General features: G+C 69.2%; 18 protein-coding genes, 1 other RNA gene and 3 pseudogenes. 11 read left to right on the forward strand and 11 right to left on the reverse strand.

Translation table 11 applies throughout. From position 1 onward, the window contains the following. The first annotated feature begins 104 nt into the window (after nucleotides 1-104). From E1269_RS01400 to E1269_RS01420, 5 genes are read left to right on the forward strand one after another with little or no spacing between them, the layout of a single operon-like run. The gene (locus E1269_RS01400) at nucleotides 105-1367 is read left to right on the forward strand and encodes a Glu/Leu/Phe/Val family dehydrogenase (RefSeq protein WP_203432690.1); all 1263 of its coding nucleotides are present in this window, start codon (nucleotides 105-107) and stop codon (nucleotides 1365-1367) included. 15 nt (nucleotides 1368-1382) lie between these two features. Next, nucleotides 1383-1622 carry a hypothetical protein gene (locus E1269_RS01405; RefSeq protein ID WP_131890207.1) on the forward strand — a complete coding sequence of 80 codons (240 nt, stop codon included), beginning with the start codon at nucleotides 1383-1385 and terminating at the stop codon, nucleotides 1620-1622. After that, on the forward strand, nucleotides 1619-2050 hold the full coding sequence (locus E1269_RS01410; protein WP_131890209.1) for a MaoC/PaaZ C-terminal domain-containing protein: 432 nt from the start codon (nucleotides 1619-1621) through the stop codon (nucleotides 2048-2050). The genes E1269_RS01405 and E1269_RS01410 overlap by 4 nt, the downstream gene beginning before the upstream one ends. Before the next feature lie 32 nt (nucleotides 2051-2082). After that, nucleotides 2083-2583 carry a tetratricopeptide repeat protein gene (locus E1269_RS01415; protein ID WP_131890211.1) on the forward strand — a complete coding sequence of 167 codons (501 nt, stop codon included), beginning with the start codon at nucleotides 2083-2085 and terminating at the stop codon, nucleotides 2581-2583. A gap of 1 nt (nucleotide 2584) precedes the next feature. After that, nucleotides 2585-3292, forward strand: coding sequence for an APH(3') family aminoglycoside O-phosphotransferase (locus E1269_RS01420; RefSeq protein WP_420810595.1), 708 nt, complete (start codon nucleotides 2585-2587; stop codon nucleotides 3290-3292). A gap of 10 nt (nucleotides 3293-3302) precedes the next feature. Here the strand turns inward: E1269_RS01420 and E1269_RS01425 are convergent, their stop codons facing one another. Continuing rightward, nucleotides 3303-5249: an acyl-CoA dehydrogenase family protein gene (locus E1269_RS01425; protein ID WP_131890215.1), complete on the reverse strand. Its 1947-nt coding sequence runs from the start codon at nucleotides 5247-5249 to the stop codon at nucleotides 3303-3305. A gap of 150 nt (nucleotides 5250-5399) precedes the next feature. Between E1269_RS01425 and ssrA the strand changes: the two genes are divergently transcribed. Further along, nucleotides 5400-5771, forward strand: a transfer-messenger RNA (tmRNA) gene (gene ssrA, locus E1269_RS01430). Between the two features lie 483 nt (nucleotides 5772-6254). Here ssrA and E1269_RS01435 read toward each other — a convergent pair. The 4 genes from E1269_RS01435 to E1269_RS01450 form a co-directional block, all read right to left on the reverse strand. Then, complete coding sequence (locus E1269_RS01435; RefSeq protein ID WP_131890217.1) at nucleotides 6255-7748, reverse strand: alkaline phosphatase family protein; 1494 nt, start codon at nucleotides 7746-7748, stop codon at nucleotides 6255-6257. Between the two features lie 84 nt (nucleotides 7749-7832). Further along, entirely contained in the window at nucleotides 7833-9335 is a 1503-nt protein-coding gene (locus tag E1269_RS01440; RefSeq protein WP_131890218.1) for an alkaline phosphatase family protein, read from the reverse strand. A gap of 483 nt (nucleotides 9336-9818) precedes the next feature. Next, entirely contained in the window at nucleotides 9819-10202 is a 384-nt protein-coding gene (locus E1269_RS01445) for a VOC family protein (RefSeq protein WP_131890220.1), read from the reverse strand. 312 nt (nucleotides 10203-10514) lie between these two features. Next, on the reverse strand, nucleotides 10515-12176 hold the full coding sequence (locus E1269_RS01450; protein ID WP_131890222.1) for a D-alanyl-D-alanine carboxypeptidase: 1662 nt from the start codon (nucleotides 12174-12176) through the stop codon (nucleotides 10515-10517). 486 nt (nucleotides 12177-12662) lie between these two features. On the opposite strand from E1269_RS01450, the gene E1269_RS01455 reads away from it, so the two are divergent. Both E1269_RS01455 and E1269_RS01460 read left to right on the forward strand, forming a co-directional pair. Further along, nucleotides 12663-13235: a dihydrofolate reductase family protein gene (locus tag E1269_RS01455; protein ID WP_162606169.1), complete on the forward strand. Its 573-nt coding sequence runs from the start codon at nucleotides 12663-12665 to the stop codon at nucleotides 13233-13235. Next, nucleotides 13228-13680 (forward strand): SRPBCC family protein, encoded by a 453-nt coding sequence (locus tag E1269_RS01460; protein WP_131890226.1) that lies wholly within the window; start codon nucleotides 13228-13230, stop codon nucleotides 13678-13680. The genes E1269_RS01455 and E1269_RS01460 overlap by 8 nt, the downstream gene beginning before the upstream one ends. Here the strand turns inward: E1269_RS01460 and E1269_RS01465 are convergent. After that, a complete protein-coding gene (locus E1269_RS01465; RefSeq protein WP_131890228.1) occupies nucleotides 13677-14678 on the reverse strand; it encodes an aldo/keto reductase in 1002 nt (333 codons plus the stop codon). The two genes, E1269_RS01460 and E1269_RS01465, sit on opposite strands and share 4 nt — an antisense overlap. 470 nt (nucleotides 14679-15148) lie before the next feature. Here E1269_RS01465 and E1269_RS01470 point away from each other — a divergent pair, with 470 nt between their 5' ends. Further along, complete coding sequence (locus tag E1269_RS01470; RefSeq protein ID WP_162606170.1) at nucleotides 15149-15601, forward strand: nucleotidyltransferase domain-containing protein; 453 nt, start codon at nucleotides 15149-15151, stop codon at nucleotides 15599-15601. Nucleotides 15602-15669: 68 nt separating this feature from the next. Continuing rightward, nucleotides 15670-16023, forward strand: coding sequence for a hypothetical protein (locus E1269_RS01475; RefSeq protein ID WP_131890232.1), 354 nt, complete (start codon nucleotides 15670-15672; stop codon nucleotides 16021-16023). Here the strand turns inward: E1269_RS01475 and E1269_RS34080 are convergent. The 5 genes and pseudogenes from E1269_RS34080 to E1269_RS01490 all read right to left on the reverse strand — a co-directional run bounded on the left by E1269_RS34080 (nucleotide 16020) and on the right by E1269_RS01490 (nucleotide 19069). Beyond that, nucleotides 16020-16288, reverse strand: a pseudogene (locus tag E1269_RS34080) (SMP-30/gluconolactonase/LRE family protein). The gene E1269_RS01475 and the pseudogene E1269_RS34080 overlap by 4 nt on opposite strands. A gap of 175 nt (nucleotides 16289-16463) precedes the next feature. Further along, nucleotides 16464-16679 (reverse strand): annotated as a pseudogene (locus tag E1269_RS34085) (SMP-30/gluconolactonase/LRE family protein); the annotation flags it as partial. Nucleotides 16680-16713: 34 nt separating this feature from the next. Then, nucleotides 16714-16863, reverse strand: a pseudogene (locus tag E1269_RS34090) (SMP-30/gluconolactonase/LRE family protein); the annotation flags it as partial. After that, nucleotides 16860-17918, reverse strand: coding sequence for a mannonate dehydratase (locus tag E1269_RS01485; protein WP_131890234.1), 1059 nt, complete (start codon nucleotides 17916-17918; stop codon nucleotides 16860-16862). The gene E1269_RS01485 and the pseudogene E1269_RS34090, both read right to left, overlap by 4 nt. A gap of 104 nt (nucleotides 17919-18022) precedes the next feature. Then, nucleotides 18023-19069: a zinc-dependent alcohol dehydrogenase gene (locus E1269_RS01490; RefSeq protein ID WP_131890236.1), complete on the reverse strand. Its 1047-nt coding sequence runs from the start codon at nucleotides 19067-19069 to the stop codon at nucleotides 18023-18025. 287 nt (nucleotides 19070-19356) lie between these two features. Here E1269_RS01490 and E1269_RS01495 point away from each other — a divergent pair, with 287 nt between their 5' ends. Beyond that, nucleotides 19357-20124 carry an IclR family transcriptional regulator gene (locus tag E1269_RS01495; RefSeq protein WP_162606171.1) on the forward strand — a complete coding sequence of 256 codons (768 nt, stop codon included), beginning with the start codon at nucleotides 19357-19359 and terminating at the stop codon, nucleotides 20122-20124. Nucleotides 20125-20320: the final 196 nt, after the last annotated feature.

Consider the following 20320-nt stretch of genomic DNA (forward strand, 5'->3'; position numbering starts at 1 on the left):
TTGGTCGATGCGTGTGTGACTGACACCTCATGCCTGTGGTGTTGCGCCTCCGATAAATAGAAGGGATATTCGTTTTACATCGGAGGATCGATCGAGGGACAGTCGTGAGCATCGAGAACGCCACACCCGTACCAGCACCCGATGCCGCCGTACGCAGGTACGTCGCCGACGCGGCCCGCGCCATCCAGCTCCCCGGTGACGTCGCCGAGGTGCTGGAGACCAGCTACCGCGAGGTGAACGTCCAGGTGCCGCTGCGCCGCGACGACGGGAGCCTGCTCGTCGCGCAGGGGTACCGGGTGCAGCACAACGGCGCCCGCGGGCCATACAAGGGTGGCCTGCGGTATCACCCCGAGGCGGATCTCCAGGAGATCCGGGCGCTCGCGGCGTTGATGACGTGGAAGACGGCGCTGCTGGACCTGCCGTTCGGCGGCGCCAAGGGCGGCATCCAGGTCGATCCGACCCAGCTGTCCGCGCGGGAGCTGCAGTCCCTGACCCGTACGTTCGCGCTGTCGCTGAGTCACGTGCTGGGCGCCTACCGCGACATCCCCGCACCCGACGTCAACACCAACGCCCAGGTCATGGCGTGGTTCATGGATGCCTACAGCAGCCGGCACGGCTACACGCCGGCTGCGGTCACCGGCAAGCCGGTCGAGCTGGGCGGTGCGCCGGGGCGCGAGCCGGCGACCGGCCGGGGCCTGGTCTACGTCGTGTCTGCCGCGGCCAGGCGGTGGGGGTGGGACCTCGCCGGCCGGCGGGTGGTGATCGAGGGCTTCGGCAACGTCGGCTCCTGGGTCGCTCGCGAGTTCGCGGCTCTCGGCGCCCGGGTGATCGCGGTCAGCGACGTGCACGGCGGCGTCTTCAACGACACCGGCCTCGACGTCGCCGGCCTGGTCGATGCCGTGGCGCGGGGCGGCTCGGTGCGCGACGCCGATGTCGCGTTCACCCCGATCTCCGGCGAGGAGCTGTTGACGCTGGACTGCGACGTGCTCGTCCCCGCGGCGCTGGGCGGCAGCATCACGGCCGCGAACGCGACCTCGATCAACGCGTCGGTCGTCGCCGAGGGTGCGAACCACCCGGTGACGCCGGACGCCGACAGCATCCTGGCCGACCGTGGCGTGCGGGTGATCCCCGACATCCTCGCCAACGGCGGCGGCGTCACCGGCTCGTACTTCGAGTGGACCCAGAACATCCAGCAGTTCCAGTGGCGGGAGGAGCGCTTCAACACCGAGCTGCGCGACCGGCTCGAACGCGCCCATACCGCGGTCGCCGAGTACGCGGAGTCGAACGGGTGCACCTACCGACTGGCCGCGTACGCCATTGCCCTGGGCCGCGTGGGCAGCGCGGTCCGGACCCGCGGTTACATCTGAGGCCGGGCGGGCGACATGAGTGAGGTACCTGCGCCGTCGGCGGCGTCCCCCGTGCTCGTGGGCATGGAGCACGGGGGGTCCGCGTTGCGCAGCGTCCTGGTCGCCGGGCGGTGGTGGTGGGTGCGGCTCGATCGCGACGGCCGGGTCGGGGCGATGGCAGCCGATCCCGCCGCCATCGAGATCCTCGACGTCGCCGTGGTCACCGCGCGCGGCGGCACGGCCCGCCTCGGAACTCGGCGGAAGGGGCCAGCATGATCTCCGCAATCCGCGCCCCGGCAGTCGTCGCCGGCGAGGTCGTGGCGCGGGAGGACTACCGGCTCACGCGCCTGGACCTGCTGCGCTACGCGGGAGCCTCCGGCGACTTCAACCCCATCCACTGGAGCCAGCGGGTCGCCCGGTCCGCGGGCCTGCCCGACGTGATCGCGCACGGCACGCTGACGCTGGGCCTGGTGGCCCGGTCGCTGACCGGCTGGCTGGGCGACCCGGCGCGGCTGGCCGACCTCACGTTCCGGTTCGCCCGCCCGGTCCCGGTACCCGACGACGGCGACGGGGCCACTGTCCGCGTCGTGGCGACGATCGCCGAGCTGCGCGCCGACGGGTGCGCCGTCGTGACCGTCGAGGTCACAGCCGGCGGCTCCGACGCGGGCACTGTCGGCCGGGGCCGGGCGGTCGTCCGCCTGTGATCGTGGGCGCTCGCGTGTGCGAGGCTGGCGGGATGACTGACGACGACTGGGAGCGGCGACTCGCGGCCACGTGGGCCACCCTCGACGAGCACGAGCCGGCCGAGTTCGTCGCGCTGATCGAAGCGCTGGCGGCGGAGCTCGGGCCCGGCAGCAGCGTCGGCGCGTTCGAACGGGCGAGCTCGTTCGACTCCACCGGGCAGCCGGACCTGGCCGTACCGCTGTACCGGGCGGCGCTGGCCGGTGAGCTCCCCGGCGAGCGCCGTCGCCGCGCGGTGATCCAGCTGGCCAGCTCGCTGCGCAATCTCGGGCGCCCGGACGAAAGCGTCGCGCTGCTGACCGAGGAGCTGCGGGCCGGCTCGGACCATCTCGACGACGCCGTGGCCGCCACTCTCGCGCTCGCGCTCACCGACGTCGGCCGGGAACGGGAGGCCGTGGCGATCGCCGTCGGCGCCCTGGCCCCGCACCTGCCGCGCTACCAGCGCTCCTTGGCCAACTACGCGCGGCTGCTGGTGGAGCCGACCGGCACCGCGTGACATCCTGACCGGCGTGTGGGAGCGAGTGAGCGCCGGGCAGTCCGGCGCCGAGGTGAGCCGGCGGGACGGGGTGTTCCGCAAACGGTCCGACCACCCCGGCGACGACCTCGTCGGCGAGGGCGAGCGGCTGCGCTGGCTGCGCCGCCACGGCATCCCCGCCGCCGAGGTGCTCGAGTGCCGGCCCGGGCGGCTGGTCACCGCGCAGGTACCCGGCCGGTCCGCGGACCAGCCGTGGCCGGACGACGACCTGCCGCGGGTCGTTGACGCGCTGGCCGACCTCACCCGGGCGCTGCACGCCATCCCCGTCGCCGAGTGCCCGTTCGACCGCCGGCTGGCGACGACGGTGCCCGCGGCGCTGTCCGCCGATCCTGACCTGGACGACCTCGACGACGAGCGTGCCGGCTGGACCCGCGACCAGCTCGTCGCCGAGCTGCTGGCCACCCGCCCCGACGGCGAGGACCTCGCGGTCTGCCACGGTGACCTCGACCTGCTCAACGTCCTGCTGGACCCGACGACCTGCACGGTGACGGGCGTGATCGACGCCGGACGGCTCGGGGTGGCCGACCGCTGGCTGGACCTGGCCGTCGTCACCCGGTCCCTGGAGGGGAACCACGGCGCCGAGAGCGGGCGGCGCTTCCTGGAGCGCTACGGTGTCGCGGCCGACCCGGCCAAGCAGGACTTCTACCGCCTGCTCGACGAGTTCTTCTGACCGGGCAGCGTCAGTCCGGCCGGGTCGAGGGCAGCATCCGGCGCGCGACGTTCTCGGCCGGCTGATCGGACGGAGCGAACTCCGCTATCCATGGCCCCGTCCCCTCGCTGGGGTCGAGCACGTCGGCCTCGAACCAGGTGTGCTCGCCGGCCAGGACGGAGCGGGCGAGGCGCTCGTCGGAGCGGTCGGAGTTGTGCCACAGCACGTCGAAGAGCCGCTCGGTGCGCAGCCGCGACTGCCGGGCGAACGCGTCGGCGAGTTGGACGGCGTTGGGCTGGCCGTCCTGGCTCAGCATCCGTGCCCGCACGCAGCAGGCGGCGACGGCGAACAGCTCGGCGCCGATGTCCACCACGCGCGCCAGGAAGCCCTGCTTCTTCTCCAGCGCGCCCTGCCAGCGGGCCATCGCGTAGAACGTCGAACGGGCCAGCCGCCGCGACGCCCGCTCGACGTAGCGCAGGTGCGGTGCCAGCAGCCCGAACTCCTGGTACGACGTGGGCAGCTGGCCGGCGCCGGTGACCAGCTGGGGCAGCCAGCGCGCGTAGAACCCGGTGGCCTTGACCGCGGCGCGTGCCTTGCCGGGCAGGTCGACGTCGGGGTCGACGATGTCGCCGGCGGCCTGCAGGTGCGCGTCGACCGCCTCCCGCGCGATGAGCAGGTGCATGATCTCGGTGGAGCCCTCGAAGATGCGGTTGATGCGCAGGTCGCGCAGGATCTGCTCGACAGGGACGGCCCGCTCGCCGCGCGCCTTGAGCGACTCGGCGGTCTCGTAGCCGCGGCCGCCGCGGATCTGGACCAGCTCGTCGGCCACCTGCCAGGCGGTCTCGCTACACCACAGCTTCGCCAGGGCGGCCTCGATGCGGATGTCGCGGCGGCCCTCGTCGGCCAGGTGCGCGGACAGGTCGAGGACCGCCTCCTGCGCGAACGACGTCGCCGCGATGAAGGAGAGCTTGTGCGCCACCGCGGCGTGCTCGCCGATGGGCTTGCCCCACTGCACCCGCTCGGCCGACCACTCGCGGGCGATCTTCAGACACCACTTCGAGGCCGCGGTGCACAGCGCCGGTATGGACAGCCGGCCGGTGTTGAGCGTGGTCAGCGCGATCCGCAGGCCGTCGCCCTCGCCGCCGACGCGGTTCGCGGCCGGCACCCGCACCCGGTCGAACCGGGTGAGGCCGTTCTCGATGCCGCGCAGCCCCATGAAGGCGTTGCGGCGCTCGACGGTGATGCCCGCGGCGTCCGCCTCGACGACGAACGCCGTGACCCCGCCGCGTCCGCCGTCGTGGGCCGGCACCCGCGCCATGACGATGAGCAGCTCGGCCACCACGCCGTTGGTGGTCCACAGCTTGGTGCCGCTGATCTCGTACGCCGCGCCGCCGTCGACGGGTTCGGCGACCGCGGCCAGCCGCGCCGGGTCCGAGCCGACGTCGGGCTCGGTGAGCAGGAACGCGCTGATGGCGCCCTGGGCGCAGCGGGGGAGGAAGGCGCGCTTCTGCTCCTCGCTGCCGAACAGCTTGACCGGCTCGGGCACGCCGATGGACTGGTGCGCCGACACCAGCGCCCCGATGGACGGGTGGACGTCGCCGAGCAGCATGAGGCCCCGGTTGTAGCCGACCTGGGTCAGCCCGAGACCGCCGTGCTCGCGTGGGATCTTCATGCCGAAGACGCCGATACGGGCCAGGGCCTTCACGTACTCGTCCGGGATGCGCGCCTCGCGCTCGATGACGCTGCCGTCGAGCTCGGCGCAGACCTCACGCAGCCGCCGCAGGAACGCCGTCGTGGCAGCGTCGTCGTCGGCGGCGGACCGGGGATGCGGATGGATGAGGTCGAGCCGGAACCGGCCCAGGTAGAGCTCCTTGGCGAACGACGGCCTGCTCCACCCGGTCTCGCGGGCGGCCTCGGCCACCCTGCGGGCCTCGCGTTCGTCGACGTGGACGGTGCCGGGCCGGGTGCTCGTGCTCATCGCGCCTCCTTCGGCGGTGGCGTATGACCCAATGTTACCCGCTGGTAGCGCTACAGGGTGAGTCCCGGGAATCTCGCTCGCCCGTCGGGCGTTGAAAGCTGTAACCTTGGTGGACCTTCGGGTTCGCCCGAGGTGGTTGACAACTCCAGAGGGGCTGAGCGGTTTCGACTTCGCACGTCGAACCAGGGGAAGCGGGTCGAGGAGGCCGCGTTATCTCGTTAACGCTCGCGGCAAACGTTACAAGTGCCAACGCTAAGCGCACTGACTTCGCCCTCGCCGCCTGAGGCTAGGGACTGAAGTCTGTCGACCCGGGGTTGCTTCCGACCCGGTGTTCGGCATCATCAAGGAGGCTCACCTGCAGGTACGGTCGCGGGACCGGCAGGGACACTCACGCGACTGGGCTCGTCACGGTGTACTCGCCTGTGTGATCACCGGAGCCGAGTAGAGGCACAGCAGGCTGCGCCCGGAGAAGCCCTGGAGAAGCGTCGAAGGACCCGGGTTCGATTCCCGGCAGCTCCACGTCAGGTTCGCTGATGCGAACCGTTGTCCCTGGTGCCCGGGCCGATGCCGGCCCGGGCACTGGCATGTCCGGCACCAGGTAGCTCGGATGGGCGGTCATGTCCGGGGCGATCCTGATCTGGTGGATCACCTGTCTGAACAGGTGCTTGATGGCGGACGACTCGCCGGTCCTGATCGCGTCGTGGATGATCCCGGTGACCTGGCGTAGATCTTCCTTGCGCGGCGGGGCGGTGTGCTCGGCGATTGCCCCGGCGAGCTCGTCACGGTGGGCGGTGAGTTCCCGGCGTTGGGTCGTGAGCTCGTCGACCCCCGTTGCGCAAAGGTGTGCGGACGCAGGCCCGACTGCTGGGATGACGGCCAGCAGGCAGCCGGCGTGGGCCAAGGTGACCTGGTTGAGCGCGATCGCGCCGGTTTCGGCCGGCTCCAGCCAGCGGCCCTCCAGCAGGGGTCAGTGTTGGAGACCAGCTGAGGTGAATACGGAGCCGATCAGGCATCTTGCGGGCGTATCACGGGGCGGCGGCCGGGTTCCTGCTTCGGGGGGACCTGGTCGTTGGGTGCGACAGGTTCGGGGAGGTTCGCGACTTCGTAGTGAGCCAGCGCGACGCCGGCGGTCGCGCCTGGAAGGTTCGGTGGGCGCGCGGGCCGGTCACGGAACCGGATCGCCGAGGTGAGGTCGCCGAATGTGTGTCGGCGCCACTGGCTGATGTTCGGGGATCGGACACCGGTCACCTGCTCGAGGAGGCGCAGATTCGACGTGTGATCGAACGGCTCGCTGCACACCCACCCGCCGGCGGTCCATGGCGAGACGATGATGCACCCCACGCGGAACCCCGCACCCACCGGCAGGCCGCCGCCCTCGATGCCGGTCGGTGAGGTCAGTGTCACGAACTCATCGGGCGTACCGGGCGGCGGTGTCGGCGGCAGGACGTGGTCGAACATGCCACCGTGCTCGTCCCAGACCAGGACGAACACCGTCTTGGCCCACACGTCGGGGTTGGCGGCGATCGCATCGATCTTGCCGGCGATGAACTCCGCACCGGCAGCCGGCATGCCTTGATTCGGATGTTCGTTCTGGCCCGGCCCTGGCCATAGCCAGCTCACCGTCGGCAGCTGGTCGTGCAACGCGTCGTACTCGAACTGGCCGACGGGGACGATCTGGGAGTTCTTGTACAGCGGCGAGGTCGTCGGCGCCTCCCGGAATCCCCGGAAGTATTTGGTCGCGCTCGACATGCCTCCCTCCACTTGGTAGAACTTCCAGCTCACCCCGGCGTCGGTGAGCTCCTCGGCGTAGGTCCGCCAGTGCTTCTCCACGCCCTCGTTGCCGAGAATCGGACCGCCGGCCAGTCCGTTGGGATCGATCGTGCCGGTCTCCCACATGATGCGGTTCGGCGAGGTGGGCCCCAGGACCGAGCAGTGGTAGTGGTCGCAGATCGTGAACGCGTCGGCGAGGGCGCGGTGGAAGGGAATGTCCTGCTCTTCGAAATACCCCATGAGGCGCGGAATGTGCTCCTTGTCGCCCTGGAAGTATCGATAGCTGGACGGCAGCCACAGGTCCATCTTGCCGCCGTTCCACGCCATGTGCGACGGATCCCACGCGTAGCCACCCGCCGTCGGCATCCCTTGCGCGGATGTCGTGCGGGTATCGAGATGGAAAGGCAGCTGATAGCCGTCAGGGTTCTTGTCGGTGGGTTGGTAGAACACGCTTTGACCGTTCGGCAGTCGGATTGCGTCCGGATCCGAAAAGCCGGCGACCCCGGACATGGTGCCGAAGTAGTGGTCGAAGCTGCGATTCTCCTGCATGAGCAGCACGACATGCTTGATGTCACGCAAGGAGGGCCGGCCGCGGGACGACTCCGTGGCCGCCAACGCCCTGCCGACATTCGGAGCCAGCGACGTCAGTGCGATCGCTCCGCCTCCCGCAGCTGCGCCTCCTAGGAGTCGACGACGGGTGAGAGGAACCTTCTGGGGGGGTACCTTCATCGTGATCCATGGTCCTTCGACTCCTTCGCGGTGTGCCGGTCGGGCGTTGGCCGCCTTGCCCGCTTCCTATGACGCGAATGCCGATCAGCGATCCCGCGGGCGGATCACGGGTCGGTCGCCTGGTTCCTGCTTCGGCGGGATCTGCTCGTCCGGGGCGACCGGTTCGGGCAGGTGCGCAACCTCGTACTGAGCCAAAGCAGCACCCGCGGTGGCACCTGGCAGCGTCGGCGGGTCAGCGGGTCGTCCGCGGAACCGGAACGCCGAGGTGAGATCGCCGAACGTCTGCCGGCGCCACTGGCTGATGTTCGGAGATCGGACACCAGTCACCTGCTCGAGGAGGCGCAGATTCGACGTGTGATCGAACGGCTCGCTGCACACCCACCCGCCGGCGGTCCATGGCGAGACGATGATGCACCCCACGCGGAATCCGGCACCGAGCGGAAGTCCCGCACCGTCGACGCCACCCGGGGATGTCAGCGTGGTGAACTCCTCGGGGGTGCCCTCCGGGGGTGTGGGCGGCGGGACGTGGTCGAACATGCCACCGTGTTCGTCCCAGACCAGGACGAACGCCGTCTTGGCCCACACGTCCGGGTTGGCGGCGATCGCATCGATCTTGCCGGCGATGAACTCCGCACCGGCAGCCGGCATGCCTTGATTCGGGTGCTCGTTCTGACCCGGACCCGGGAAGAGCCAGCTCACCGTCGGTAGCTGATCATGCAGCGCGTCGTACTCGAACTGCCCGACCTCGGTGACTTGCGTGTTCTGACGCAGTGGTGACGACTCCGGCGCGTCCTGGTAGCCCTTGAACCAACCGATCTGGCTCCGCATCCCGCCTTCGACCCAGTAGTGCTTCCAGCTGACGCCGGCCTCGGTCAGGGTCTCGGCGTAGGTCTGCCATGAGTTGACGTTCATGGCATTGGTCAGAATCGGCCCGCCGGCCTTCCCGTCAGGATCGACGGTGCCGCTTTCCCACATGACCCGGTTGGGCGTCGTCGATCCCAGAATCGAGCAGTGGTAGTGATCGCAGATCGTGAATGCGTCGGCGAGGGCGCGGTGGAAGGGAATGTCCTGCTCTTCGAAATACCCCATGAGCCGCGGAATGTGCTCCTTGTTGCCCCGGAAGTACTGGTAGCTGGACGGCAGCCACAGGTCCATCTTGCCGCCGTTCCACGCCATGTGCGACGGAGCCCAGGCATAGTCACCCGCCGTCGGCATCCCTTGCGCGGATGTCGTGCGGGTGTCCAGATGGAAGGGAAGCTGATAGCCGTCAGGGTTCTTGTCGGTGGGCTGGTAGAACACGCTGCGGCCGTTCGGCAACTGGATCGCGTCCGGATCGGAGAAGCCAGCAACGCCTGACATGGTGCCGAAGTAGTGGTCGAAGCTGCGATTCTCCTGCATCAGCAGCACGACATGCTTGATGTCACGCAACGACGGCCGCCGACTGGACGACTCCGTGGCCGCCAACGCCCTGCCGACATTCGGAGCCAGCGACGTCAGTGCGATCGCTCCGCCTCCCGCAGCTGCGCCTCCCAGGAGCCGACGACGGGTGAGCGGCGCATGCGGAGGCTGAGTTCCGTCCTGATCCATGGCTTCGTGGCTCCTTGTCTGCGACTGCTTGATCCCGCTGTGCGAATGTGCGGTGATTCGTCGCAGCTCCGCACGCTATTGCGGGGACTCGACATCACAACCAAGCCGCGGCGACATCCGTATGACATCCAAATGGCCCGGCGATGTGGGCGCGCGGTACCGCCAACGGCACGGCGATCGTCGTCAGCCACGCCGTCGCGGTCAAACCGCACGACGACCTCGGCGAGACCCGGTCGAACCGACTGCCGGCGAGCCATCGGTCACCGATCCGCCGCGCCATGATCAACGCCGCTCGCGCTCCCTCACCAGGCGGTGCTTCGCCACGTCCGCGTCTTGGGGGCACCGCCAGAGTGGCCGGTGGATTCACGTGGTGGTCAGAGCGGCTCGGTGCGCGAGCCGCGATGGGTTTCCGGCCCAGCGGGCGTTTGGCGTTGCTGCACGCCACTTCGGCATTTGGAGCCGAATGACAACCCGATGCACCCTTCAGGCAACACAGAACTCGTTCCCTTCAGGGTCATACATGACGACGTGACCGAGGATTGCACCATCTGACTCTTCACGCCATGCTGTCGCCCCAGCAGCGATCAGCTCGGTCACTTTCGTGCGGATCAGTTGCTCCCGCTTCGCCATGTCCCAGGGTGGCTCGCCTGCCACCCGGATGTCGATGTGCATCCTGTTCTTGGCTGTCTTCGGCTCCGGCACCCTGAGAAATCCGATCGCCGGGCCTTTGCCGTCCGGGTCGATGATCGACGCGCCATCCGGGAAGTCGTAGCCGGGCTCGTCCACATACCCGAGTGCCAGCGCCCAGAACGCAGCAAGCCGACGAGGATCGATGGCATCACACCCGAGAGTCCAATGAGTAGCCATGGCCGGAAGGCTACCGAGGTGCTCGAGCAGGCGGGTTTGAGACAGGCGGTGGTCCGGTGGACACGGCTGCGGGGTTCGAGCGGTTCGTGGTTGTCGTCCAGCTGGGCCTGCGTCATCGCGCGGACGCGGTTGCTGGGCCCAGCCCCACGCCGACCGTGTCACCGTCGCTACACGTTCATCCCGGTTGGTGGGCGGGATGGTGCCGGAGAAGGAGTCCTCGGCGGCAAGCACGGAGCGCCGGGACGGCATGGGTTCTCCTGGCATCGGGAGGTTCGTTTTCGGGGATCGTGGCGGACCGATGACTCGCAGAGTTCAGGCCAGGGCGTCGTAGACGGTTGCGAGGATCTCCCCCATCGTGTCGCGCATCAGGGTGTCCAGCGGTTCTTTCTCCGCGGGATCGTCCGACTTCGTTGTCTGTTCGGTGAGGACGGCGAAGCCGACCATGTCCTTGCCGGGCGGCGCGAGGTACCCGGCGCCGGCGAGGTGGAACTCCGTTCGACCGTCCGGCAGGAGCGCGAATCCGCTGCCACCCTTGGTGAACGCCGGCACACCGGCCGGGTTCTCGTCGTCGAGCGCGTCGAGGTACGAGTCGAGGTACGGCTTGCCATGGATGTGGTCGAGAAAGGTGACGAAGAAGTCGGGGGAGTACAGGTCCCGTTCCGAGCCCGGCGGGTGTGGGTCCAGGCCGGCCTCGACGAACAGGTCACTCTGGAGGCTTTCGTACGCATCCCGGGCGTTCTCCGGATCGCCGCTGGCGATGGCGCCGACGACGTAGGGCAGGTTGGCTGCGTGAGGGTTGCTGCTGACCTTGAGCATGGGCCAGACCTGCTTCGCCAGCGGCACCGTCACCAGTTCGGCAAGCGGCCTGCCGTGGTGGGAGGTTGTAGCTACGGTGCCGCGGTCCTCGGGGACGGCCGGCGGCTCGGCCTGGATGCCCTTGTCCTGTAGGGCCGTGGCGAACGCGTATTCGCCGAAGCGGCCGGGGTCGGGGATGAAGTACGGGAAGAGCAGGGACTCCACGCCGGCCGGGACGCCGCCGGTGAGGGTGGCGGTGTGCGTGCCGTCGGGGTGGGTGATGTCGTCGGTGAACGCCACCCGCTGGGCTGTCTCCGTCTCGGGGTCGATCGTCCTGAGCTGGTTGACGATCTGAAGATACGGAGTCTGCGGCGACATCGTGACGGAGGCGGGTTCTCCTGCCTTGGCTCCCGGGACGATGGTGATGTCGATGATGTTGTCGTTGATCATCAGCGGCGAGGTGGTCATCGGGCTGCCTCCGGTGTTCGATGGCGCCTGGCGGAACAGCGAAGTGTCCACTCGGACCGTTCCGGAGACGCGCCGGATCCCGTGGGCGGCCACTTGGTCGGCCAGTTCGCGAATCGACCGCAGGGGATCGCCTGGGATCGGCTTGGCTTCCTCCATGAAGTTGGCGGCATAGCCGTGGTCCGGGGCCTCGAGGTACATCGACCCGTCGGGCTGGACGCGGGAGCCCAGCAGGAGGTCGCCGCCCGCGACCAGGACCATGTCGCCGTGCAGGACGCCGTGGCGAACGGGTCCGGTGGCGTAGATCCGGGTCGGGAACGTACGGTCCGGTCCTAGTTGCTCGAATGCCGTTGTCGCGTAGAACTGCTTGATCGCGGAGGCCAGGCGGTGCGGCACCGCGGAGTCCAACGCGCAGATCGACTCTCCGGTTCCCACCGAGGCGAACTTGAGACTCCACTGTCCGGTGAACTCCGGCTTGTCGATGAGCTGGCGAATCTTCTCCTCCAACGCCGGATCAGCGGTGGACCTGCCAGACCGGGCGCTGGTGGACTGAGAAGAGTACGCGACGCCGGGGATGGCCCAGGTGGCGCCGGCTGCGACAGGAGCCGCGGCCATCAGCCGAAGTACGGCCCGCCGCGAAAAGTGATGCTGCCCCAGTCCGTTGCGGTTCGTGAACACGTCTGGGGATTCAGGGAACGATTCGTGTTCGCTCATGGAGAGCAGCCTGTCCGAAGCCGGTCAGGATCCTGTCAGGATCATGGTCCGCGCAAGGTTTTCTTGGCGGATTCATAGGAACCGCGATGAGGCAAGCGACCGGGTCTGTCGATCATTTCCAGTCACCGTAGAGCTCGACGTACGCGCGGCCGGAGGCTGGTCGGCCGTCGTAGGTGCCGGTGACGATGGAGTCGGCTTCGTACATGCCGCGGGATCCCGCCCGCGAACGCCACAGTGGTCTCGGCCCGGTCCGGCGACACCGAGGCGACTGGCTCGCCGACCTGGCGCCTGAGCACCCGTGACGCGGTCTCGTGTACGACGGGGCCCAACCGACGTGGCCGGCCCGATTGGTCCGGACTCCAGGCCGCGGATTGGTCCTTCCACCGTCACCGACGCGTGCCGATGATGGACCCGGACAACCCAGCTGCGAGTGGTCAGCCGGCGCGACCGTGCGTCAGCAGCTCGCCCCCACATGGAAGACAGGCCGTGAGAACCATCATCAACTCCACGTTCGTCAGCCTCGACGGAGTGGTCAACCACATGGACAAGTGGCACTTCGACTACGTCGACGCCGAGTCCGACGAGTTCGCGCTAGAGCAGCTCCGGGCCGCCGACGCGATGCTGATGGGTCGCAAGACCTATGAGGTGTACGCCGGTGCGTGGCCGGGCAGGGACGGCGAGTACGCCGACGCGATCAACGCCATTCCCAAGCACGTCGCGTCCACCACCCTCCAGAATCCGGCCTGGCACAACACCAGCGTGCTCGACGGCGACCTGGTCGAGGCGGTCCGGGCGCTGCGCGCTCAGGACGGCACGTCGATCCTGATGCACGGCTACGGCCCGGTGGCCAAGACCCTCCTGCAAGCCGACCTCCTCGACGAGCTCCACCTGTGGGTGCACCCGCACCTGGCCGGAGCCGGCGACGAGAACGACCTGCTCCTCCACCACGGCCTCACCAAGAAGCTCGAGCTGACGGCCACCCGCACGCTGAACTCCGGGGTCGTCGTACTCACTCTTCGCAACCCCGACGCGAGGCCGGAGGGAGCACCACATGTCTGAGAAGCTCCAAGACTCCAGCGGCGGGTTCACCGTGCGTCGCCGGCTGCCCGCCACCGCGGAGCGGGTCTACGCAGCGTTCGTGGAGCCGAGCAGACTCGAGCAATGGTTCGTCGTGCCCGGCTACCACACGCCCGCCGACCGGATGCGGGTCGACGCGAAGGCGGGCGGGCGGATGGACGCGGTGATGATCTCCGACGCGGACGGTTCCGAGATCCCGTTCGGGTTCGAGTACACCGAGGTCGATCCGCCGCGCCGAGTCGTCTTCCGGTTCCAGGAGCCGCGCGAGCTGGTCACCGTGACCCTTGCCGACGCCCCCGACGAGACGGTGGACCTCACCTACGAGTTCGTCAGCTGGCCGGCCCCCGCCCGCCAGGAAGCCTCTCGACGCGCCGTGGAGGACATGCTCGACCTCATCGAGACAGGGATCCAGCGCGGCACCATCTAACCGCCGGGTTTACCGGGCGCGACGGTAGCCCGGATGAGACCTCGTCGCTCGAGCGCTGCCCAGCAGGCCGGCGGAACGGGATGGCCCAGGAGCGCGGCGGTCTCGGCGATCTCGTCCGGCGCGCGCGCACCCACCACGACCGACGACACCGGGGCGTGGCGAAACGGGTACTGGACCGCCGCCGCGAGGACGGGGACGTCGTGGTGCTGGCAGGTGTCCCGGATCGCCTGGATACGCGCGGCCATCGCGGCGGGCACCCAGCCGGGGGCACCAGGCGCATCGGCTCGGGACGCGGTGAGGGCGCCGCCTTGGTAGACCCCCGCGGCCATCATCGCGATGCCACGCTGCTGACACAGCGGCACCAAATCGTCCAGACCCGACTGGTCCAGGAGGGTGAGCCGGCCTGCCAGGAGCACGCAGTCCGGACCCGGCGGGGGCGCGTCGCGAATGAAACGTGCCGCCACGTCGGCATGGTTCACCCCCAGCGACACGGCGCCGATGACACCGTCATCGCGCAGTTCGGCGAGGGCGCGGTACGTCTGGGCGAGCGCCGTCGGGTAGTCCTGCTCCGGATCGTGGATGTGCAGCACGTCGACCCGATCGGCGCCGAGCCGCTCCAGGCTGTCCTCCAGCGACCGCAGCGTGGCGGCGTAGGAACGGTCCAGGCGCGGCCCGACACCCGCGGGAGGATCCGCCCAGATCGGCTGCGTGTCCGGTCCGCCCGGTTCGATCAGCCGGCCGACCTTGGTGCACAGCACGAACCGGTCCCGCGGGCGCTTCCGCAGCGCGGTACCCGCCCGGCGCTCCGACCTGCCGTAGCCGTAGACCGGCGCGGTGTCGAACAGCCGGATGCCGAGGTCCCAGGCGCGATTTACCGTCGCCAACGCTTGCTCCTCGGGGACCGGCGCGAACAGGCCGCCGATGGAGGCGAGTCCGAGGCCCAGCCGGCTCACCCGGAGGTCGGTTCGGCCCAGGGTGACCAGTTCGCCCGCGCGCATCCCGCCACGCTACGGCACCCGCGCCACGCCGGCGTCCGGCCCGCGCCGCCGAGGCGTCACCCCCGACGGGTTCACACCACTTGCCCGACGTCTGTTGCCCGGGCGCGGGCAGCGCCGGCTGATCGGCGGCCTCGGTCGTGACGTTGGCGGCGCACATCACCGTCACCAGCGCGCCCGGCACCCATCGATCGGCTCCCTGTCGCGACCACGGGCATGGGGCACGCACTATCCAACCCTACTGGTTACTATAAGAACCGAGTGGTTATAAAAGTGTCACAGGTGGAAGGAGGGCAGGCGTGGATATCTCGAGGCCGGCGACGAGCGTCGTGCCTTCGTTGGATGCGGACGTTCTGATGGTCTTGGCGGGGACGACGCGTCCGCTGACTGGCCGGGAGGTCAGCCGTATTGCCCGGCGAGGTAGCTGGTCAGGTGTGCGTCGAGTCCTGAGTCGGCTCGTGGAGCACGGTTTGGTGGAGGTCCAGGAGGCGACTCCGTCGCTGCTGTACACGTTGAACCGCGACCACGTCGCTGCGCCGGCAGTACTCGCTTTGGCCGACATTCGATCCGAGTTCATTCGCCGCATCCGGGACCACGTGCGAACCTGGGAGCTGCGACCGGTCTCGGTCGCCGTCTTCGGTTCGATGGCGCGTGGAGACGGCGACGTCGAGTCGGATGTCGACGTCTTCGTCGTGAGACCGGATCAGGTAGATGGCGAAGATGTGACCTGGCGAAAGCAGGTCTCGGACCTTTCGGACGCGATCGCTCGGTGGAGTGGGAACCGGGCGAGCATGATCGAAGTGTCAGTCCGTGAGGCGCGAGGGATGCAAGATCGGCTGGAACCCGTCGTCGACGAGCTCGCACGCGATGCGGTGCACATCGCCGGGCGGCCGGTCGCTGATCTCCTCGGCGGGTCGATCTCGTGAGTCCTCGTGGGACCGGTAGGACCGAGGGATGCGATCCCGGCCAGGCCCGTGTACGGCTGAGCCAAGCGATGAAGTATCGCGAGGTCGCCGAACTGGTGGCCTCCGAGAGCGACTCGGTGGCCGCGTCGGCGAGCGTCGCAGCGGGTCTGGCTGTGCTGGCCGGGATCGCGGCGGCCGACGCCGCTTGCTGCGGCGCGCTGGGCCGTCGTGGCCGCGGTCAGGATCACAAGCAGGCCGTCGCGCTGCTGGCTCAGATCGAACCAGGCGGTCGCGAGGTGTCGCGACATCTCGAGAGATTGCTCGATGTGAAGGACGCTGCGCACTACGGCGTCATCAACGTGAGGTCCGCGGAGCTGCGTCGCGCCTTGCGCAGTGCCGAACGCCTCGTCGAGTTCGCGCGTGACGTCCTGGCACGTGGCTAGCCGGCGAACGGGATCTCGGGAACGTCCGCTACGCCCGGGCGGCAGCGGAACAGAGCGCTGGGCGGACCGGCCTCGTCGGCGGGGATGCTGTGTCGTGAGGTGGTGATGTAGAGGTCGGTGAGCTCCGGCCCGCCGAACGCGCACGCCGTGACCTGGCGTGCCGGCAGTGCACGACGGTGTCCAGCGTGCCGTCCGGCAGGTAGCGGTGGACAGCGGCGCCGTCCCACATCGCCGGCCAGAGCCCGCCGTCGGGGTCGAGGGCCATGCCGTCGGCATGCTGGCGTCGTTCGGGGTACGTGCAATGGTGCGTCGGCCGGTGAGGCTGCCGTCAGGCAGAGCGTCCAAGGCGTCGATCCGACGCGTGGGAGAGTCGATGTAGTAAGCCGTCGTCTCGTCGGGGTCCAGACGATGCCGTTGGAGATCACAGCTCCGGTCAGGACGACCGATGTGGTGAGGTCCGGGTCCAGCCGGAAGACAGTGCCGACTGGTAGCGCCTGGTCCTGCTGGTACGACATCGACCCACAGTAGAACCGCCCGGCTCTGTCGCAGCCGCCGTCGTTGAAGCGGATCGTGGGATCGGTCCACAGCTCGTCCAGGAGGCGTAGCACTCCGTCGGGGTCGAGGAGGGCGGCGCTCCAACGCCAGCACCAGCCCACCGCCGGCCCGTGGCCGGGCGACGGTGCCGACGTGCCGGGTGGTCACCTCGCCGGTCGACGGGTCGAGGCTGAGCAGGTCGCCCGCGAGCATGTCGACCCAGTGCAGCCGGCTGGCCGTCGCGTCCCAGGTCGGGCCCTCACCGTATTCGGACAGCGGCTCCGCCACCTCCTCGACCGCGATCATCGGATCTCCTCCGAGCGTCGGCCGTCCAGACCGAGCGCGTTCATGGTGCCCTGCAGATACCCCAGGGCGTGGGCGCGGCCTCGGCTGCAGTAGGCCGCCGGTGAGGTCTCGGTCCAGGTGTCCGGGTCGCCGATCATCGCCGGCACATGATCGTCGATCATGAACCCGTCGAAGCCCACTCGCGCCAGCCGGGTCAGGACCGCCGCCGGATCGTAGTTGCCTTCGCCGAGGAAGCACTCGGCGAACCGGGGAACGACCCCGGACACGTCGCGGAAGTGTACGTAGAAGATCTTGCCCTTCGGGCCGAAGAAGTCGATCACGCGGTTCACGCTGCGTTCGCCGTCCATCTCCGACACCGTGCCCAGGCACAGGTTGAGCCCCCAAGCTGGGCTGCCGCCGGACAGGTCGTACGCCCGCTCCAGTCCCTCGGGACTGGACAGGATCCGGGCGATACCGCCGAGCGGTACCTGTGTCGGCGGGTCGTCGGGATGCAGGGCCAGCCGGACGCCCACCTCTTCAGCCACGGGGAGCACGGTTTCGAGGAAGACCCGGTAGTTGTCCCACATGGTCCTGGCGTTGATCGGCTCGGTGACCGGTGCGGGGGGTGTCAGCTTGTAGCCGAGTAGCTTGTTGCCCTCGTCGACCCGGTCGGCGTCGTACGCCGTGACGAGCGCTCCGCCGCGGCCGGCGGCGCGCAGGTCGGTACGCCAGACGTAGCCGGGCAGGAAATGGTGCCCGAGCACCGTGATGCCGGCATCGGCCAGGTTGCGGATCGTCCGGCAGTAGTTCTCCAATTGCGCGGCCCGCCCGGGCTGGCCGAGCAGCACCCGGTCCCAGTGGTGGTAGGGGACGTTCTCGATGGCCTCGACGATCAGCCCGGCATCCTCACAGCGTCGACGCAGCGCGCCGAGCTCGCCGGCATCCCAGTACCCGCGGCTGCCGTCGAGGTTGGCCGGGGTGTGCAGGTGGATGCTTCGCAGGCCGAGCTGGTGGGCGAAGGTGACCACCGTGTCGTCGAGGTCGTCGATGTGTCCGAGCGCGAGCCTGATGCTCATGCGTCTCCTTCCGGAAGGGTGACGCCGACGGTGGCGAGCAGGCCGCCGTCGACGCGCAGGTCGGCGCCGGTAGCCTGGTTCGGCGCGCGTGATCAGCACCGTCGTCATACCGCGCCGACGCTCAGCCCGTTGGGGAACACCAGGACCTTGCTGGCCGTCCAGTCGCCGCGGGCCAGCCGGACGAAGGCGTCGGGCCCACCGCTCAGGTCCACGCGCCCCTCGATCAGGCGCTCCAGGTCGTCCGGTGCCGTGCCCGCCCACCGAGCGGTGTCACGGAACTCCGCCGGCGTGTAGCAGAAGCTGCCGAAGATGGTGCGCTCCTCGGTGGACACGTCGTAGGCAGGGATGGCGAGCTCCGGCTCGGCCATGCCGACGAGGACGACGCTTCCATTGGGACGCGCCGAGGCCAGGGCGGCGGCCAGCGTCGCACCGGACCCCACGGCGTCGACGACCACCGCGGGTCGTTCCCCGAGTGCCCGCTGTGCGGCCGGAGGTAGCGGGCCGGTCGCCGGGTCAACGGCCACGGCGCCGAGCGACGCGGCCAGGCTGCGGCGATGCGCATCCGGTTCCGACACAGCCACGGCCCCGGCGCCCTCCCTCCGCGCGGCGAGAACGCAGGCTTGGCCGATCGGCCCGCCGCCGATGACGAGGACCGCGTCCCCGGGCCGCACCGGTGCTCGCCGGACCGCGTGGTATCCAACGGCCAACGGTTCGACCAAGGCGCCGTGCTCGTCGGGCATGCCGGCCGGGAGCGGCACGAGGTTGGCGGCCGGCGCGACGATGAGTTCGGCGAACGCCGCCGCTCGGCGCGGCGTGACACCGATGACCGTCTTGTCCTCACACAGCTGAGGTGCGCCGGCGGCACACCGTGAGCAGGAGTGGCAGCCGATCACCGGGTTGATCGTGACCACATCACCCACCGCCAGGCCGCCGCCGACCTCCGCGCCCAGTTCCACGACGTGGCCGGCTGTCTCGTGGCCCATCACCTGGCCGTGCCGGCGCCGCCCGTTGTGGCCGGTGAAGCCGTGCAGGTCCGATCCGCAGATACCGGTGGCCAGCACCCGGACGAGAACGTCCTCCGCACCGACGCGAGGGTCCGGCTGTTCGGCCACCGTCAGGCTCCACCAGTCCTGCAGTACGAGTGCGCGCATGGGTCGGGCCGTCCCCTCGACGATTGGCGAATTTCATATGAGTGACACGGTCATCGCACCTGTGAAGGAGCATCGCTGTCCATGCCAGCGGGCGTCAAGCCCTCAGTCGAGCGGGAATTCCGCCGTTATGAAGCCGATGGCAGTCCCTTGGAATCCCCTGGGCGACACGCTGAACCGACGTCGTCGATCGGGATGCCCTCTGGTCGGACGATTTCACGACCGGCGAGTAGGATTTATGTATGCGAAGCGACGTGCACAATCATGATTCCGAGGACACGTCGCCGGCCGTGAAATCGGCAGACCGAGTGCTCACCATCCTCGAGTACCTCGCGGACAACCGCGGCGCCACCTTCGTCAGCATCGTCCGCGACCTCGGCCTGCCGAACTCCTCGACGCACCAGCTGCTGCGTACGATCCGGCAGCGCGGGTTCGTGGAGCTCGACGAGGTCACCCGCGAGTTCAAGCTCGGATTCCACCTCTGGGAGGTCGCCCAGGCGTACTCCAGCATCCAGCACCTGGCCGACATCGCCCAACCGTTCATGGACGAGCTCACCGCCACCACCAAGGAGACCGTGCAACTGTCGCGCTTGGACGGCCTTGAGAACGTCTATCTCGCGATCTCGGAGTCGCCGCACCCGATGAAGCTGGTGTCCTCGATCGGCAACCGGCTGCCGGCGCACACAACCGGCCTGGGCAAGGTGCTGCTCGCCGAACTCCCCGACGCCGTGCTCGATGAGCGCCTGCGCGATGTCACGCTCGAACGCTTCACCGATAACACCATCACCGATCCCGATCGGCTGCGCACCGAGCTGCGCCGCATCCGCGAGCGCGGCTACGGCGAGGACCGCGAGGAATACGTCGTCGGGTGTCGCTGCATCGCCATGCCCATCCACGACCCGAGTGGCGCCGCCATCGCGGCCATGTCGGTCTCCGTGCCCACGCCACGGTTCAACCAGCAGGTCGCCCGGCAGATTCGCGCATCTCTCCCCGAGACCATCCGCGAGCTCGAGGCCAAGCTCGGGGCCCAACGACAGGCGGAGGCCGAGCCGCGGTAGAACGTCGACTCGTACTCGACAAGGCAGCCGTAGCGAGCCGCCCTCAGCGCTTGGACGCGTATTCGCCAAGCCACGGTCGTAGATGGCCGGACGTCGTCGGTGGTGACCGCGCACCTTCGAGCCATTGCCAACGGCAAGCGAACCAGATGCGGCTGTTTCTGGGCGATACCGTCACCCCGAACCGGGCCGCGCTGGT

The organism is Jiangella asiatica, assembly GCF_004349065.1.
GTDB lineage: Bacteria > Actinomycetota > Actinomycetes > Jiangellales > Jiangellaceae > Jiangella > Jiangella asiatica.